At 68.2% G+C, this 15,744-nt stretch carries 18 protein-coding genes and 1 pseudogene; 15 read left to right on the top strand and 4 right to left on the bottom strand.

The window, feature by feature from the left end; translation table 11 throughout:
- Positions 1–451 precede the first annotated feature (451 nt).
- The 3 genes from ITP53_RS36355 to ITP53_RS36345 are packed head-to-tail and all read left to right on the top strand — an operon-like array spanning position 452 to position 1,897.
- Positions 452–799, top strand: coding sequence for a hypothetical protein (locus ITP53_RS36355; protein WP_207756909.1), 348 nt, complete (start codon positions 452–454; stop codon positions 797–799).
- On the top strand, positions 789–1,370 hold the full coding sequence (locus tag ITP53_RS36350; protein ID WP_195899997.1) for a carboxymuconolactone decarboxylase family protein: 582 nt from the start codon (positions 789–791) through the stop codon (positions 1,368–1,370). The genes ITP53_RS36355 and ITP53_RS36350 overlap by 11 nt, the downstream gene beginning before the upstream one ends.
- Positions 1,371–1,426: 56 nt before the next feature.
- Positions 1,427–1,897 (top strand): hypothetical protein, encoded by a 471-nt coding sequence (locus ITP53_RS36345; RefSeq protein ID WP_195899996.1) that lies wholly within the window; start codon positions 1,427–1,429, stop codon positions 1,895–1,897.
- A 318-nt stretch (positions 1,898–2,215) separates the two neighbouring features.
- Here ITP53_RS36345 and tnpA read toward each other — a convergent pair whose 3' ends face one another.
- Positions 2,216–2,644 carry an IS200/IS605 family transposase gene (tnpA, locus tag ITP53_RS36340; RefSeq protein WP_195894413.1) on the bottom strand — a complete coding sequence of 143 codons (429 nt, stop codon included), beginning with the start codon at positions 2,642–2,644 and terminating at the stop codon, positions 2,216–2,218.
- A 25-nt stretch (positions 2,645–2,669) separates the two neighbouring features.
- Here tnpA and ITP53_RS36335 point away from each other — a divergent pair, with 25 nt between their 5' ends.
- Complete coding sequence (locus ITP53_RS36335) at positions 2,670–3,812, top strand: RNA-guided endonuclease InsQ/TnpB family protein (protein ID WP_328816899.1); 1,143 nt, start codon at positions 2,670–2,672, stop codon at positions 3,810–3,812.
- 165 nt (positions 3,813–3,977) lie between these two features.
- Positions 3,978–4,652 (top strand): DUF2306 domain-containing protein, encoded by a 675-nt coding sequence (locus ITP53_RS36330; RefSeq protein WP_195899994.1) that lies wholly within the window; start codon positions 3,978–3,980, stop codon positions 4,650–4,652.
- Between the two features lie 260 nt (positions 4,653–4,912).
- On the opposite strand, the gene ITP53_RS36325 is transcribed toward ITP53_RS36330, so the two are convergent.
- Positions 4,913–6,118 carry a phosphatidylinositol-specific phospholipase C1-like protein gene (locus ITP53_RS36325; protein WP_195899993.1) on the bottom strand — a complete coding sequence of 402 codons (1,206 nt, stop codon included), beginning with the start codon at positions 6,116–6,118 and terminating at the stop codon, positions 4,913–4,915.
- A 163-nt stretch (positions 6,119–6,281) separates the two neighbouring features.
- Between ITP53_RS36325 and ITP53_RS36320 the strand changes: the two genes are divergently transcribed.
- From ITP53_RS36320 to ITP53_RS36285, 8 genes are all read left to right on the top strand, one after another.
- Positions 6,282–6,701 carry a VOC family protein gene (locus ITP53_RS36320; RefSeq protein WP_195899992.1) on the top strand — a complete coding sequence of 140 codons (420 nt, stop codon included), beginning with the start codon at positions 6,282–6,284 and terminating at the stop codon, positions 6,699–6,701.
- 33 nt (positions 6,702–6,734) lie between these two features.
- On the top strand, positions 6,735–7,097 hold the full coding sequence (locus tag ITP53_RS36315) for an MmcQ/YjbR family DNA-binding protein (RefSeq protein ID WP_195899991.1): 363 nt from the start codon (positions 6,735–6,737) through the stop codon (positions 7,095–7,097).
- A gap of 44 nt (positions 7,098–7,141) precedes the next feature.
- Positions 7,142–7,519, top strand: a complete 378-nt coding sequence (locus tag ITP53_RS36310; RefSeq protein ID WP_195899990.1) for a hypothetical protein — start codon at positions 7,142–7,144, stop codon at positions 7,517–7,519.
- Positions 7,520–7,537: 18 nt separating this feature from the next.
- The gene (locus tag ITP53_RS36305) at positions 7,538–8,413 is read left to right on the top strand and encodes a DMT family transporter (protein ID WP_195899989.1); all 876 of its coding nucleotides are present in this window, start codon (positions 7,538–7,540) and stop codon (positions 8,411–8,413) included.
- Positions 8,410–9,042 (top strand): GntR family transcriptional regulator, encoded by a 633-nt coding sequence (locus ITP53_RS36300; protein ID WP_195899988.1) that lies wholly within the window; start codon positions 8,410–8,412, stop codon positions 9,040–9,042. The genes ITP53_RS36305 and ITP53_RS36300 overlap by 4 nt, the downstream gene beginning before the upstream one ends.
- 96 nt (positions 9,043–9,138) lie before the next feature.
- The gene (locus tag ITP53_RS36295) at positions 9,139–9,489 is read left to right on the top strand and encodes a hypothetical protein (RefSeq protein ID WP_195899987.1); all 351 of its coding nucleotides are present in this window, start codon (positions 9,139–9,141) and stop codon (positions 9,487–9,489) included.
- A 269-nt stretch (positions 9,490–9,758) separates the two neighbouring features.
- Positions 9,759–11,213: a sugar transferase gene (locus ITP53_RS36290; protein ID WP_195899986.1), complete on the top strand. Its 1,455-nt coding sequence runs from the start codon at positions 9,759–9,761 to the stop codon at positions 11,211–11,213.
- 2 nt (positions 11,214–11,215) lie between these two features.
- Positions 11,216–12,283: a glucose-1-phosphate thymidylyltransferase gene (locus tag ITP53_RS36285; protein WP_195899985.1), complete on the top strand. Its 1,068-nt coding sequence runs from the start codon at positions 11,216–11,218 to the stop codon at positions 12,281–12,283.
- Here ITP53_RS36285 and ITP53_RS36280 read toward each other — a convergent pair.
- Positions 12,256–13,107 (bottom strand): annotated as a pseudogene (locus ITP53_RS36280) (RNA-guided endonuclease InsQ/TnpB family protein); the annotation flags it as partial. The gene ITP53_RS36285 and the pseudogene ITP53_RS36280 sit on opposite strands and share 28 nt — an antisense overlap.
- A 173-nt stretch (positions 13,108–13,280) precedes the next feature.
- Between ITP53_RS36280 and rfbB the strand changes: the two are divergent.
- Both rfbB and rfbD read left to right on the top strand, forming a co-directional pair.
- Positions 13,281–14,258: a dTDP-glucose 4,6-dehydratase gene (gene rfbB / locus ITP53_RS36275; protein ID WP_195899984.1), complete on the top strand. Its 978-nt coding sequence runs from the start codon at positions 13,281–13,283 to the stop codon at positions 14,256–14,258.
- Positions 14,259–14,277: 19 nt separating this feature from the next.
- Positions 14,278–15,135, top strand: coding sequence for a dTDP-4-dehydrorhamnose reductase (rfbD, locus tag ITP53_RS36270; protein WP_195899983.1), 858 nt, complete (start codon positions 14,278–14,280; stop codon positions 15,133–15,135).
- Here the strand turns inward: rfbD and ITP53_RS36265 are convergent.
- Entirely contained in the window at positions 15,117–15,695 is a 579-nt protein-coding gene (locus ITP53_RS36265) for a dTDP-4-dehydrorhamnose 3,5-epimerase family protein (protein ID WP_195899982.1), read from the bottom strand. The genes rfbD and ITP53_RS36265 overlap by 19 nt on opposite strands.
- Positions 15,696–15,744: the final 49 nt, after the last annotated feature.

Raw genomic sequence — 15,744 nt, 5'->3', positions numbered from 1 at the left:
CACACCAGCACCACAGGCCGATGCTTTCCTTCAGAGACACACTCATCGCCACCCACCGGACTCGCCGGGATGCTCATGCAACCCTGGAACCCCTGGGCTGATCAAGCCCCGGAGTTCCTTACATGAGACGTAGACCGGTCGCACGTCGAGCTGATCGCCCCATCGGAGGGCGGACGACAGCTCATCCGGTGCTTGGACCGTCACCCGCCCGGCGGTCTGGCGTATGGCCTGGTCGAGCCGTTCGACCGTGATGTGGTCCCGCGGGCGGTGATCAGGAACGTTCGCCGGGGTTGGTGGCGCGCCGGTCGATGTCCGGGCGCCGGGCCTGGCGGCGCATGAGACAACCGCGAGGAGGATACTCTCTGTGGTCGGCTTTCTTCGGCTGTGTGTCGTGTTCGGCGGCACGCCAATCGTCTTATACATGAGGGCAGACAGCCCAGCTGCAAAGGAGGTGGAGGGCACCGTGCCGGATGAGGACAAGAAACGAGCAGCGTATCGAACCCTGGTGGATCGTGTCCTGAACGGGGAGGGCAGGGCATCTGCGGAGCAGCGAGCGCGTGCCTTCAGCAACGACGGCCTCCTCCCGCCGTTGGACGCGCTGATCGGCAAGGTCGCCGACAGGCCGGCGCAGGTCACCGAGGAGGACTTGGCTGCGGCAGAGGCGTCGGGCTGCACCGAGGACCAGCTTTTCGAGCTGGTGATCTGCGCCGCAGTCGGCCAGTCCGCCCGGCTGTATGAAGCCGGACTGGCCGCCCTGGCCGAAGCGACCCTCAAGGGGAGACCGGATCATGCGACTTGACATCCTCAACCACGGTTACGGCCCCGGAACCAAGCTGCTCTTCGCGCTCATCCGGCTGTTCTCCGGGTACCCGGTACCGGACGCCGCCAAGCTGGTCTTCTACCGGCCCGATTTCTACGGCGCCCGTGCCAAGGCGTTCACCCACGAGGCGATGCGCGGGCCGTCCGCCTGGTCGGTAGGCGACCGGGAGCTGATGGCGGCCTACGTGTCCAAGGTGAACGAGTCCGCGTTCTGCGTCGGCGCTCACACCGCGACCGCAGGGCAGGCGTACCAGGACGGGCCACGGGTCGGGGCGGTGCTGGCCGACCTGGAATCGGCCCCCGTCGAGGAGCCGCTGCGGGCAACGCTGCGGATGCTCGGCAAGCTGACCAGGGAGGGAAAGGTCGGCGCCGAGGACATGCAGGAAGTGCTGGCCGCCGGTGTCTCACCCCAGCAGGTCAAGGACGCGCTGGCGGTCTGCGCCGCCTTCAACACGACCAACCGGCTCGCCGACGTCTTCGGGTTCGAACTGTTCAGCCCCGAGGGCTTCGAGGCAGGAGCCAAATACCTGCTCAAGCGGGGTTACCGGTAGCCCGCGCAGCGGGAGACGCGGGCACTTCAGAACGCGTTCTGACATACACTCATGGTGTGAGCGCTAGTCATGCGGACGCAGTGACCTTTTCTGACTTGTCGAGAAACCCCAGGGCGGTCGCCGAGCGTGCGGCGCGCCTGGGACGTGTGCGGATCACGCATCGGGATGCTCCCGACTTCTACTTGACCGCAGCGGAGCGCGAAGAGGGACGCGAACGGATGTTCGCCACCGCGTCCCGGTTGTTTCTCGCCTTGATCAAGCACGATCCCACCGCTCGGGCGCTGGTCGTTGCCATGCCGGAAGTCTTCCCTTGGGTTCGCCACCTGTCCCCGGACGAGCTGCGTGCCTTCACTCTGGAACTGGTTGATGCGCTCTCGGATGCGGCTGAGCTGGATGTTGATGTCGCGACCCAAGAGGTCATTGCGGCCTGGCGAGCCACTGCCAGGATCAAAGCAGACCCCGCGCACTACGCCGAGGCTCGCAAGCCCACGAGCGGTGACTTCGGGCCGGTGCAGGTTTCGGCATGAGCCCGAAGCGTGGAGATCGAGTTACCGTGCCACCGCCGGATGACGAGTGGGATGTCCGGTTCGGCACCAGCGACGCGGTCAGGGGCTGGGAGGTGCCAGACGGGTGCTGCGGTATCGGTGGCGGTGGGGTGGCCTGTCGGGCTGACGTCCGGGGAGGCGTGATCGGCCGGCTGTGAAGGTGGTCGGGGTCTGAGACAGCCAAGCATCTTCAGCGTGATCTGGCGTGGAACCCCGGGCGTTTACGCCCGGGAGGAAACGGCAGCGCGGGAGGGCCTCCAGGCCCGAGTGGTGCCGTGACAGTTGGTCCACGTGAGCTGCTCAGCCTGGCCGTTTCTGGTTCTCGATGTACTCCTTGATGATCGACAGCGGGGCGCCGCCGCAGGACGCGGCGAAGTAAGACGGAGACCAGAAGTGCCCGCCCCACAGATATGGGCGGAGGTGCGGGCCGAACTCTTTGCGCAGGAGCCGGGCCGAGACGCCTTTGAGGGAGTTGACCAGGACCGACAGGGCGACTTTGGGCGGGTAGTGGACCAGCAGGTGGACGTGGTCGTGCTCGCCGTTGAATTCGACCAGGACGGCGCCGAAGTTGTCGCACACCTCGATCATGATGTCTTCGCAGCGGCGCAGGATCTCGTCGGTGAACACCTCGCGGCGGTACTTCGGTGTGAAGACCAAGTGGGCGTGGAGGCTGTGAACGACCCTCCGGCCTCTCCGGATATCGGGATTCGGTTCCCATCGCGGTGACATGGACCGAATGGTAATGTGTTCGATTGTGAAGCTGGTGGTGCAGGTGAAACTCCTGCCGACGCCCGAGCAGGCAGCGGCACTGGAAGCGACCCTGCACGCCGTCAACACGGCCGCCGACCTGGTCTCCGCGGTTGCCTTCGACCAGCAGTGCTTCCGCAACTACGACTTGCGCGAACACACCTACGATCGAATCAAGGCCGAGTACGGGCTGGCCGCGCAGGCCGCCCAGCATGTGATCAAAAAGGTCGCCGATGCCTACCGCACGTTCCACGCCAACCTCAGAGCCGGGAACGTGGGCGCGCCGGGGGCCAAGCGGAGGACCAGGGCCGAGAGCAGGCCGATCACCTTCCGGCCGGACGCGGCCCAGCCCTACGACGATCGGTGCCTGTCCTGGCTGATGCAGGCGCGAACGGTGTCGATCTGGACCACTTGCGGGCGGTTGAAGAATGTCGCGTTCACCGGCTCGCCTGAGCAGCTCAAGACCTTGGCCGCCTGCCGCAAGGGCGAGTCGGATCTGGTTGCCCGAGACGGCGGCTGGTACCTGTATGCGACCTGCGAGGTCCCCGACGTGCCGGTGACCGAACCGGAAGGGTTCCTCGGCGTCGATCTGGGCATTGCCAACATCGCCACCACCGGCGACGGTACCCGGCACAGCGGCAAGGGCCTGAACGCGGTCCGCCACCGCAACCGCGAACTGCGCCGCCGGTTGCAGGCCAAACGGACCAAGAGCGCCAGACGGCTGCTGAAGAAACGCCGCCGCAGGGAAGCGCGGTTCGCGGCCGACACCAACCACACCATCGCCAAGCAGATCGTGACCGAGGCAGAACGCACCGGCCAAGGGATCGCCCTGGAAGACCTCCAGGGCATCCGCGACCGGGTACGGCTCCGCAAGCCCCAGCGGGTCACCCTGCACTCATGGAGCTTCCACCAGCTCGGGAGCTTCATCGCCTACAAGGCCCGACGGGCCGGGATCGCTCTCATCCACGTCGATCCGGCCTATACCAGCCAGCAATGCTCGGCCTGCGGGCATACCGAACGGGCCAACCGGCCCGACCAGGAAACCTTCCTCTGTACGTCGTGCGGCTTCGCTGAGCATGCCGACGTCAACGCAGCCCGTAACATCGCCGCGCGTGGTGTGGCGGGCTGGGCAGTGAGTCACGCTGCCTGACGCGGACCAGACCGTCGAAGCCATCGACGGCGAGGAGCTGCAAGCTCGGTCGTTTACGGCCGAGAAGCTGACCCGAAAGTACGACTGATCGGTGGTCGATCGGGCAGTTCGGGTCGGGCTCTTCGGCTGAAGAATTGCCATGGCGTCGGCCGTCACCATCAGGGCATGACCGACGAGAGCATGGCAGTACGACCCGCGCGTTCGCCGCGCGGCCGCGCGCGGGGTGGGTGGCGGGTTCCCGCCGGGTTGATCGCCCTCAGCCTCATTCCCCTGGTCGCCGGTGCCCTACGCATGACCGAACTGGCCGGTGGTCCCGTGATCATGCCGGAGACCAGGGCCCTGGCGCCTCTGCCCCTGGCGTTGCACATTCTCGGTGTCAGTGCGTACGCCATCCTTGGGGCCTTTCAGTTCGTCCCTCGATTGCGGCGCCGCAGGAACGGCTGGCATCGGAGGGCGGGGCGGCTGCTCGTTGGCTGCGGGCTTCTCGCGGCGCTCACAGGTATGTGGATGTCGCTTTTCCATGGCCGTCCCGAGGACGGTGGTCTCCTGCTCGGCTTCAGGCTCGTGTTCGGTGCGGCGATGGCCGTCTCGATCGTGCTCGGCTTCGCCGCGATCCGGCGGCGGGACGTTTCCCGGCACCGGGCCTGGATGATCCGGGGTTATGCCATCGGCCTGGGGGCCGGCACGCAGGCGTTCACCCAGCTGCCCTGGGATCTCTTCTTCGGGGCTCCCGGTGAGCTGCCCAGGGCGTTGCTCATGGCCGCCGCGTGGGTGATCAATCTGATGGTGGCCGAGTGGGTCATCCGGCGGTGGCCCGTCCAGGCGGTACCTGCCAGATGACGATGTTCGCCTGCTTGCCGTGACTTGTACGGCGTCAGCAGGTACAGACCGGTAAGCGCAGCGATTCCTGGGCCGATCAACGCCCACACCGGTCGCTCCCATGGACGCCCGCCACCCGGAGCCCGCCGACTGACGCCCATGGACGCCCGCCACCCGCTCTCCCTGAGTCCGCCGACCGACCCCCGGGTTTCCGATGAAACGGCACTCGCGTGCGAACGCGCGGCCGTCCAGTCGCGGACGGCCGCCTGCTCAGAGAGCGGTCATCGGGAAGAGGATGAGGGCTCCAGCTGGTCGTCGTGGCAGTTGCGGGGCGCCGTCACCGGATTGCAGCGCGCCACGCGCCCGCCGGGAAGCTCGGCCACGAAGTCGCTGTCGTACCTGGCGGCCATGCCGACGCTCGGGAAGTCCGTGGTGACCAGTTGTGCGCCGCTGGCCAGGGCGGTCTCAACCCGGCTGAACTCCTCGTCGATGACCGTCCGCAGCGGCTCGTCCGAGCGGGTGCGTACGACGTAGCCGCGCTTGACCAGGTCCCGGATGGTCGCCTCGTTGGCGCCGCGAGGGTCGTTCACCATCGTGATCGCCGCGTCCGGGTCGCCGGGGTTGCCCCGGGTGAAGACGGCGCGGCCTTCGAGGCTGGGGTGCCCGTCGAGGTACATGTCGCGGATGGCGCCGGGGCCGCCGTTGTCGAAGAAGAACATCACCTTGCCGCGTGCCCAGTCGAGGGTCGGCCAGCCGTTCTTCAGGATCGACTGCTCCAGTGTCAGGCCGGGGCGGCGCAGATCGTCGGCGGTGATCAGCTGCGATTCGGAGAAGACGGAGCGGATCTCGCGGTCGAGGTCGTCCAGCAGCGCCTTGGTCCATGGCGGGCTGACCGCGCCGCCCGCCTGCTCCAAGCGGTCGTCGGTCTGCTTGAGCTCCAGCTGCAGCATGATCGGTACGTGCTGGCGGTGAGCCTGTGACCACGTCTCCACCTGCTGGAGGCAGGTCACCAAGGTCCGGCAGGTGGAGTTGTAGTCCAGGTCGGCGACGTGCATGACCTTCATGCCGGGTGCGGCCATGGCCGGGTCGTCGATCGGGCCGAGGCCGGCCTGTTCGCGGGCGAGCGGATGCCGGTAGAGGCCCCCTTCTGGGTCGGGCAGCAGGTCCAGTTCGAGGGCGCGTATGTTCTGGCGGTCGAGCTGGTCGGCGATGGAGGCGTGCGAGTAGAAGCCCCACGACGGGTAGGTCGGATCCATCTTGACTGCCTGGGCCAGTTCGGCGCCCTGCATCTCGCGGTGGTAGGCGTTGTGGGCGCCCATGAACTGGATCTGGTTCATCCGGATCTTGCCGGCGGGGGTGGTGGCACTCGCCGGTGTCGAGGCCTCGTACGTCTGCTGCGAAGAAGCAGTGGCCGGAACGACGGCTGTCGTGACGACCGTGGCGACGGCGGCGGCGACCATGGCGCCGAGGCGGGCAAGGGGGGTCATGGGTCCTCCAGAAGGTGGCAACTGTCGCAGACTAGGGTGATCACCTGGAGGTAACGTCATGTGAATCGGCCGTTTCGCGAAAGCGGCCATTGGCGTGCCTCTGGGATGACAAGTGGACAAGGGGATTCGGACCGCAGATATTGGACAGGAAGCGGAGGTTTACATGGATGTGCGCCTGGACCATCTCGTCTGCTGGGTTTCCGACCAGCTCGCCTCGTTACATTTCTACGAGCAGGTCATCGGCCTGCCCGGGGTGCGGGCCGCGGAGTTCCGGGAGGGGAAGGCGGGGTTCCCCAGCGTACGGGTCTCCTCCGAGACGATCCTCGACCTGATGGCGTACGACGTGTCGAGGGGTGTGGAGGAGGGCACCGGCGTGGAGGGCAGCGCCGGGCATCCCATCAACCATTTCTGCCTGGCGGTGGGCCGGGAGGATTTCGACGCGTTACAGGTCAGGCTGAAGCAGCATGGAGTCGAGGTCACCGGGAGCGGGAGCAACTCCTTCGGTGCCCAGGGGATCGCGCCCGAGGTCGTCTACTTCCCCGACCCCGACGGCAACGTCCTGGAGGTCCGGTACTACGAGTGAGAAGTGTCGGCCGGGTCTGGTACACAGGGCGGCATGGGTGTGAGCGTCGATGAGTTCCTCGAGTTGCTGGACGAGCTGCCCGAGGTGCGGATGAGTCATGGCGGCGACTGGATCGCGCTCAAGGTGCGCGGCAAGGGCTTCGGCTATCTGTGGGAGGCGACCGAGACGGTCGGGCTCAAGGCCACGATCGACGAGCAGATCGCGCTCGTGGCCGAGCGGCCCGAGGTGTTCGAGGTGCAGTTCACCGCGGGGCGGTTCGGGTGGGTGGTGGTCCATCTCGACAGGATCGACTTCGATGAGCTGTTCGAGTTGGTGGCCGAGGCCTGGTGCCTGACCGCGCCCAAGCAGTTGGTGACAGACTTCGAAGCGGCCCACCAAATCGGGCAAGGTACCTGAGAAGCCGCGTGTGAACGTCCGGTTGAGTGCTCTAACCTTGATGGGTGGACAGCGCGAGTCTCGCCGCGGCGGGCCTGCTGGAGGGCCTCGGGCGGGCGTCGGAGATTTTCGCGGAGTTACGTCATCCCTTCGTGAGAAGTGAGCGCTTCTCCACTTTCTTCCCGCCCGCGGGCGCGCGGGTCGGTGTCTGTTTCATCCTGCCGGACGGCCGCGAAGTGCGGTTCGAGGTGTCCATCGCGGCCGACGGCGGCGCCTTCCACATCGCGGGGTCGATCTTCGCCGAGGATGACGCGTTGCTCGAACTTCCCCGTCAGAGCGTGCCGGACATTCACGACGGCCTGGCCGTGCTTGACGACTACGCGGGGGAGGTGGCGGCGCCGGCGGGCAGGCTGATCGACGGGCTACTGGACGACATTGTCTGATTGTCAGACAATAGCCGTATGAGAAGTGGACCGCTCGCCGTCGTCGGCGCGTCCGTGCTCTGGGGCACGGCGGGCACGGCCGGATTGCTCGTCTCCGCCGACTCCGTGGCCCTGGCCGCGGCGCGGCTGGTCATCGGGGGTACGGCACTCGCGCTCTTCGCGGGACCGGCCCAGCTGAGGCGGACGATCAGGCCGGGATTACTGGTGGCCGCCGCCGCGGTGGCCGCGTACCAGCTGTGTTTCTTCGCCGCGGTCGGCCGCACCGGCGTCGCCATCGGGACCGTCGTCGCCATCGGCAGCGGCCCGGTCTTCACCGGGCTGCTCTCCTGGGTGCTGCACGGGCAGCGGCCGAGCGGCCGGTGGACGGTGGCGACCACGGCGGCCGTGTGCGGGTGCGCGGCGCTGATCGCGGGGGGCGGCGCGCAGGCGGGCGGGCAGGTGGTGTCCGGCATCCTGCTCGCGCTGCTCGGCGGGCTGCTGTACGCCTTCTACGCGGTCTCCGCGGCCACCGCGATCGGCCGCGGAGCGGGGTCGAACGCGGTGATGGGGGTGCTGTTCGGCGGGTCGGCCGTCATCATGCTGCCGATCCTGGCGGTGGGCGGCGTCGGGTGGCTGGGGGAGCCGCGCGGGCTGCTCGCCGTGCTCTACCTCGGGCTGGGGACCACCGCTCTCTCCTACTTCCTGTACGGCCGGGGCCTGCGCACCACCCCGGTGGCCACGGCCGCCACCCTGGCCCTGGCCGAGCCGGCCGTCGCCGCGCTGCTCGGCCTGGTGGTGCTCGACGAGCGTCTGGCCCCGATCTCCGTCGCCGGGCTCGTGCTGCTGGCGCTCAGCCTCGTGGCGGTGGCCGTACCCGAACGTACGCCGCGAAGGGCGTTAGAGTCGCAGCCGTGACGTTGCCGCTCAGACCCGTCTCGACCGTGGGCGCGCTCGCCGACGCCCTGCGCGGCAGGGTGCTGTCCGGGGAGATCGCGCCCGGCACCCCACTGCCCGAGCAGGAGATCGCCGCGTCGTACGGCGTGGCCAGGCCGACCGTGCGGGAAGCGCTGGCGACCCTGGTCCACGAGGGCCTGCTCAGGCGCGAGCGCAACCGCAGCGCCTATGTCCCCGAGGTGACGATCGCGGACCTCGACGACCTGATGTACGTTCGCCGGCCCCTGGAGGACCTCATGGCCCAGGCCGTGTGCGGGCAGCGGGTGCCGGGTGCGGAGGCCGCGCTGCACCGGCTGGCCGCCCTGCCCGCCACGGCGCCGTGGTCGGACACCGTGGCCGAGCACATGGCGCTGCACCAGGCCCTGATCGAGGCCGCGGGGAGCCCGCGGCTCGAACGGCTCTACGGCACCCTGGCCGCCGAGACGCGGCTCGGGCTGGTGCGGTTGCGCGCGGTCTACCAGGACAGGGACGTGCTGGTGCGCGAGCATCGGGAGTTGCTCGACGCGATCGCCGAGGGGCCCGAGGAGGCGGCCAGGGCGGCGGTGACGGCGCATCTCGCCCACTCGTGGGGCAGTGAAGATCACTCTTGATGGGATGAACCCGGCGAACTGCCCATGAGGTGGTGAAACGTCCCATTGATTGTGAACCCTTGCGGGACAACCCCCGAACTCGCAAGAATCGCGCCCATGCACGGCAACCCGATGCCGGACTCCTACGTGTATGTCACGGAAGAGGGCGTCACCCGTCACTACGCGGACGGTAGCGTCGAGGCCCTCGCCTGGGAGGACGTGGTGGAGGTCCGTGTCGTCACAGAATCCGGGGAAGACGTCCTCTACATCCTGCTCGACCGCGACGGCGAAGGTTGTGTCGTGCCGCGCTCGGCCACGGACGCCACGTTCCTCGCCCGCCTGCGCTACCTGCCGGATTTCGACCTCGAACGGCTCACCTTGGCCGCTGACTCCGCACACGACGGGGTTGTGGTCGTATGGCGCAGTCCGGACCCGCCGTCCGCTTTGCCGGATCTGGAGTATGACTAGCGCGTTCATATCGCGGCCACCTGGCAAAATGCTGCACTAATCCTCACATTATCCCCACGGGACACTGCACCCTTGGACCGTTCCGTCAAGCCCCACAACCCCCTGATATTCGTCCGATTGTGGACATTTGGCGTTATTCCCTGGCTTCGAATCGATCTTTACTCTTTAGTGGGGGCCGCCGCCCTTGATTGCGCGAGGGACTTGTCAACCTATGTGGTGCAAGGAACGTCAAGTTATCGGTGTGCACAGAGTTGTCACAGGGTGGTGTTATGAGGGTGGGGACTGGGGAGTCCGCTGTCGTACTCCTCGAGGCCGTGCCACGCCGTGCGTCCAGCATCTGGACCCGGGCGTACCTACGGCTCCTGTTATACGGCGACACGATGTGCGCGCTCGCCGCGTGCGTTTGTGTGCTGGGCATCCGGCTGATCGCCGGCGTGTACATTCCCTGGGTCGAATTGCTGCTCGGATTCGCCCTGGTCATCGCCTGGCCCGTCGCGCTCGTGATAGGCGGCGCCTATCGCCAGCGCGCGCATGGTGAGGGAACGGAGGAGTTCAAGGCGGTGTTCAACGGCGGCGTCGGCCTGATGGCGACCGTCGCCATCATGGCCTATGCCACGCAAACGCCGATCGCGCGCAGTTTCGTCATGGCGATGCTGCCGCTGGCCTTGCTCGCCACGCTCTACTACCGCTACAAGATGCGCAAACGTCTCCACCAAAGGCGAGCGGTGGGCGACTACATGCGCCAGGTGATCGCGGTCGGGCACCGGGAGTCGATTCTCGACCTGATGCTGCAGTTCAGACGCCAGCCCTATCACGGAATGCGGGTGGTGGGAGCCTGCCTTCCCGAGAGCACGATGGACGTCGATCTGGACGGCATTCCCGTGCTGGGCTCGTTCGGCGACGTGGCGAGCGTGGTCGAGCGGGAGCAGGCGGACGCCGTGGCCGTGCTGGCCTGTCCCGAACTGGACGGGGCCGCGCTGCGCCGGCTGGCGTGGAGCCTGGAGACCGCGCGTACCGATCTCTTCGTGGCCCCCGCGCTCCTCGACGTGGCCGGGCCGCGCATCAGCATCAGGCCCGTCGCCGGGATGCCGCTGTTACACGTGGAACATCCCGAGTTCGACGGCGGCAGGCAGGTCGTCAAGACGGTGTTCGACCGGCTCGTGGCCGGGGTCGCCCTGCTGGTGCTGGCGCTGCCGCTGCTGGCGATCTCGCTGGTGATCCGCCTCACGAGCGAGGGTCCCGCGCTGTTCTACCAGACCAGGGTCGGCAGAAGCGGCAAAGAGTTCCGTGTGGTGAAATTTCGTACGATGGTGGTTGATGCGGAGCGGCTCAAGGGCGCGCTTCTCGAGGCCAACGAGTTCGATGGTGTGCTCTTCAAGATTAGGAACGATCCAAGGATTACCCGGGTAGGCGCCTTCCTGCGCCGATACTCGCTCGACGAGCTGCCCCAGCTGCTCAACGTCCTGCGCGGCGAGATGTCCCTCGTCGGCCCCCGCCCGCCGCTGCCGGAAGAGGTGGGCAAGTACGGCGCCGACGTCCGCCGCCGCCTGGTGGTCAAGCCGGGGATCACCGGGCTCTGGCAGGTCAGCGGCCGCTCCGATCTCACGTGGGAGGAGTCCGTACGACTGGACCTGCGTTACGTCGAGAACTGGTCGCTCATCCTGGACCTGCAGATTCTCTGGAAGACCTGGTCCGTCGTCACCCGTGGAGAAGGGGCTTACTAGAAGTGAAAGCACTCGTGCTCGCCGGGGGATCGGGCACTCGGTTGAGGCCCATCACGCACACCTCGGCCAAGCAGCTCGTACCGGTGGCGAACAAGCCGGTCCTGTTCTACGGGTTGGAGGCGATCGCGGCGGCCGGGATCCGTGAGCTCGGCCTGGTGGTGGGTGACACGCAGGCGGAGATCGAGGCGGCCGTGGGGGACGGGTCGGCGTTCGGGCTGCGGGTGACGTACCTGCGGCAGGAGGCGCCGCTCGGGCTGGCGCACGGCGTGCTGATCGCGAGGGAGTTCCTGGGTGACGACGACTTCGTCATGTATCTGGGCGACAACTTCATCGTGGGCGGCATCACCGACGTGGTGGACCGGTTCGCCGTCGAGCGGCCGGCCGCGCAGATCATGCTGACCAAGGTCGGTGACCCCACCCAGTTCGGTGTGGCCGAGCTGGACGTCGAGGGCCGGGTCGTCGGCCTGGAGGAGAAGCCGGCGCGGCCCAAGAGCGACCTGGCGCTGGTCGGCGTCTACCTGTTCGGTCCGGCCGTCCATGAGGCGGTGGCGGAGTTGAAGCCGTCGTGGCGGGGTGAACTGGAGATCACCGATGCGATCCAGTGGCTGATCGAGGCCGGGTTGCGGGTGGAGTCGTCGGTGATCTCCGGTTACTGGAAGGACACCGGCAACGTCACGGACATGCTGGAGGTCAACAGGCTGGTCCTGGAGTCGGTCGAGCCGAGGGTGCGGGGACACGTGGACGAGGCCAGCGAGCTCGTGGGCCGTGTCGTCGTCGAGCGGGGGGCCGTGGTCGAGCGTTCCCGGCTGGTCGGACCGCTGATCATCGGGGCCGGCGCGACGATCAGGGACAGCTATGTCGGCCCCTTCACCTCCATCGGCGCCTCCTGCGCCATCGTCGGCAGCGAGATCGAGTATTCGATCGTGCTGCCCAGGGCGTCCATCGCCGGGGTCGGCCGGATCGAATCGTCGCTGATCGGCCACGACGTCGAGGTCACCCCGGCACCCAACACGCCCAGAGCCCACCGTCTGGTGCTGGGCGATCACAGCAAGGTACAGATCAGTTCTTGACTTCCTCCCCACGGTTGAAGCCGGGGGATTCCCACCCTCGCGGGCCGGGTTTCCTGCTTCGCCGCCAGCCGCCCGCCCAGCTTGCGCTGCTCGGGTCTTACGCCGGCTCCACAGGCGTTTCAACTCTCCGCCAGCCCGGCGGCGAGAACGTTACGGGCCGCGTTCACGTCCCGGTCATGGGAGGCGCCGCAGGCGCACACCCACTCCCGGACGTTCAACGGCATCGCCTCCTGGACGGTGCCGCAGGCCGAGCACAGCTTGGACGAGGGAAACCAGCGGTCGACCACCACCAGCCTCCGCCCGCACCACGCCGCCTTGTACGCCAGCATGCCGCGAAGCTCCCGCCAGGACGCGTCCGAGATCGCGCGAGCCAGCCGCCGGTTCTTGATCATGTTGCGGATGGTCAGGTCCTCCACGGCGATCACTTGGTTCTCGCGAACAAGCCGGGTGGACAACTGGTGCAGGAAGTCACGGCGGCGATCAACGATGCGCGCATACACCTTCGCGACCTTCAGCCGGGCCTTGGCCCGGTTGCCCGACCCCGGCCGTTTACGGGCCGGCGTCCGCTGCGCCCGGGCCAGCCTGCGCCGATCGCGTTGCTCGTGCCGGGGGTTGGCGACCTTCTCGCCGGTGGACAGGGTGACCAGGGCGGTGATGCCCGCGTCGACGCCGACGGCGTTCTGTGCAGGTGCGAGTGGGCGGATCTTCTCCTGCACCAGGAGGGAGACGAACCATCGTCCGGCCGCGTCCCGCGACACCGTCACGGTGGACGGCTGCGCGCCGTCGGGAAGGGGCCGCGACCACACGATCGCCAGCGGCTCTGCCGCCTGCTCGGGGGTGGGGTAGAAGCGGTACTTGTCCGCCCGCTTCACGATCTGTGCCACGCCGAGCACTCTACGTGGTCAACCAAGAAATCGCATGCATGTTCCCATGCTGCGGCGTGTCGCGTTTCCTGCCCACGCCTGATGGCGGGGGTCTCCACGCTCAAGGAGATTCGATGACAAGGATCCTGGTGACGGGCGGGGCGGGTTTCATCGGCTCGCACTTCGTCCGCACCCTCAACGACGCGACTTTTGACGCACGCGAGTCCGGCGCGACCGAGACGCCCGGGTCCGGCGACATTGTCACCGTGCTCGACAAGCTGACCTACGCCGGCAACCCCGCCAACCTCGAAGGGGTGCCGCACGAGTTCGTCCACGGCGACATCTGCGACGCCGAGCTGCTGAGCAGCGTCGTGCCCGGCCACGACCTCGTGGTCAACTTCGCCGCCGAATCGCATGTCGACCGCTCGATCGAGGGGGCGGCCGAGTTCATGCGGACCAACGTGCTCGGCACCCAGACGCTGCTCCAGGCGTGCCTGGACGCGGGGGTGCCGAAGGTGGTGCAGGTGTCGACCGACGAGGTGTACGGCTCGATCGACATCGGCTCCTGGGACGAGGCCGCGCCGCTGCGGCCGAGGTCGCCGTACGCGGCGTCGAAGGCCGGCGGCGACCTGATCGCCCGCGCGTACGCGATCACGTACGGGCTGAACGTCTCGATCACCCGGTGCGGCAACAACTACGGGCCCAGGCAGTACCCAGAGAAGGTCATCCCGCTCTTCATCACGAACCTGCTGCGCGGCGAGAAGGTCCCGCTGTACGGCGACGGCGGCAACGTACGCGACTGGATCCACGTCGAGGACCACTGCGCGGGCATCAGGCTGGTCGCGGAGAAGGGCGAGCCAGGCGAGGTCTACCACATCGCGGGCACGGCCGAGCTGACCAACAAGGAGCTCACCACGCGCCTGCTCGACGCCTGCGGCCGGGACTGGGACCTGGTCGAGCACGTGGCGGACCGCAAGGGGCACGACCGGAGGTACTCGCTGGACGACGCCAAGCTGCGGGCGCTCGGCTACGAGCCGGAGATCTCGTTCGAGCAGGGGCTCAAGGACACCGTCCGCTGGTACGCCGAGCACCGTGACTGGTGGACCAGGTGAAGGCAGTCGGGGAGGCGTCATGAGGTGGCTCATCACGGGGGCGGGCGGCATGCTGGCCACCGACGTGCTCGACCGGGCGGCGCTCACCGGGGAGCCGGTGCTCGCGCTCGGCCGGGCCGAGCTGGACCTGCGCGACAGCCGCGCGGTACGCGACTTCGTGTCCGCCTACCGCCCCGGGGTCGTGGTCAACTGCGCCGCCTGGACCGCCGTGGACGCCGCCGAGACGCACGAGGCCGAGGCGCTGGCCGTCAACGGCCACGCGGTGCGCTGGCTGGCCGAGGCGTGCGACCGCGTGGGAGCCCGGTTGATGCACGTCTCGACCGATTACGTCTTCGACGGGACGGCCGGGGAGCCGTACCGGGAGGACGCGCCTACCGGGCCGCTGAACGCGTACGGCAGGACCAAGCTCGCGGGCGAGCGCGTGGCGCTGGAGCACGGGCACTACGTGGTGCGCGGCGCCTGGCTGTACGGCGCGCGGGGCACGAACTTCGTCCGCACCATGATGCGGCTGGCCGGCGAGCGGCCCACCGTGGACGTGGTCGACGACCAGCGTGGGCAGCCGACGTGGACGGCCGACCTGGCCGACTACCTCGTCCGGCTGGCGCAGGCGGACCTGCCGCCGGGCGTCTACCACGGCACCAGCGCGGGGGAGACCACCTGGTGCGGCTTCGCCAAGGAGATCTTCACGCTGCTGGGCGCGGACCGCGAACGCGTACGCCCGGTGCCGGGCTCCGCCTTCCCGCGCCCGGCCGCGCGCCCGCGCAACAGCGTGCTGGCCCACACCAGGTGGGAGCCGATCCGGCACTGGCGGGCGGCGCTGCACGCGGCCTGGCCGGTCATGACGGCGAAGGCAGGGCGTCAATGCAGCGTGGCGTAGAACTCCTCGCACGCCTGGAAGTCCGGCAGCAGCCCGGTCGCGAGCGCCTCTTCGAGGGACGGGGCCTTGGCGTCCTTGTCCGACAGCACCGGCTCCACGTCTGCCGGCCAGGCGATCCCGAGGTCCGGGTCGAGCGGGTGAACCCCGTGCTCGGCGCCCGGATTGTACGGCTGGGAGCACAGGTAGACGACCGTCGCCTCCTCGCTCAGCGCCATGAACGCGTGCCCCAGCCCTTCGGCGACGAGCACGGCGCCCCTGGTCTCGTCGTCCAGCGTGACCGCCTCCCAGCGGCCGAAGCCCGGCGACCCCACTCTGAGGTCCACCACCACGTCCATGACACGTCCGGACACGCACGTCACGTATTTCGCCTGACCGGGCGGCACGTCGGCGAAGTGGACGCCGCGCAGCACGCCGGACTTGGAGACCGAGCAGTTGATCTGGGCCACGTCGAGCGGCCGCGGCAGGTCGGCCGCACGGAAGGCTTCGAAGAAACTGCCACGAGCGTCGGTGTGCACGCGCGGCGTGACGTGCCACGCGCCGTCGATCGAGAGGCGATCCATGATCGCAGCATGCCAGACCCACACCGACATGTAAGCCCACCGAGAGGGA

Origin of the sequence: Nonomuraea cypriaca, from assembly GCF_015645445.1 — a bacterium.
Taxonomy (GTDB): Bacteria; Actinomycetota; Actinomycetes; order Streptosporangiales; family Streptosporangiaceae; genus Nonomuraea; species Nonomuraea cypriaca.
Note: the sequence above shows the minus strand (reverse complement) of the source record. Positions and strands in the feature narration are given on the sequence as shown.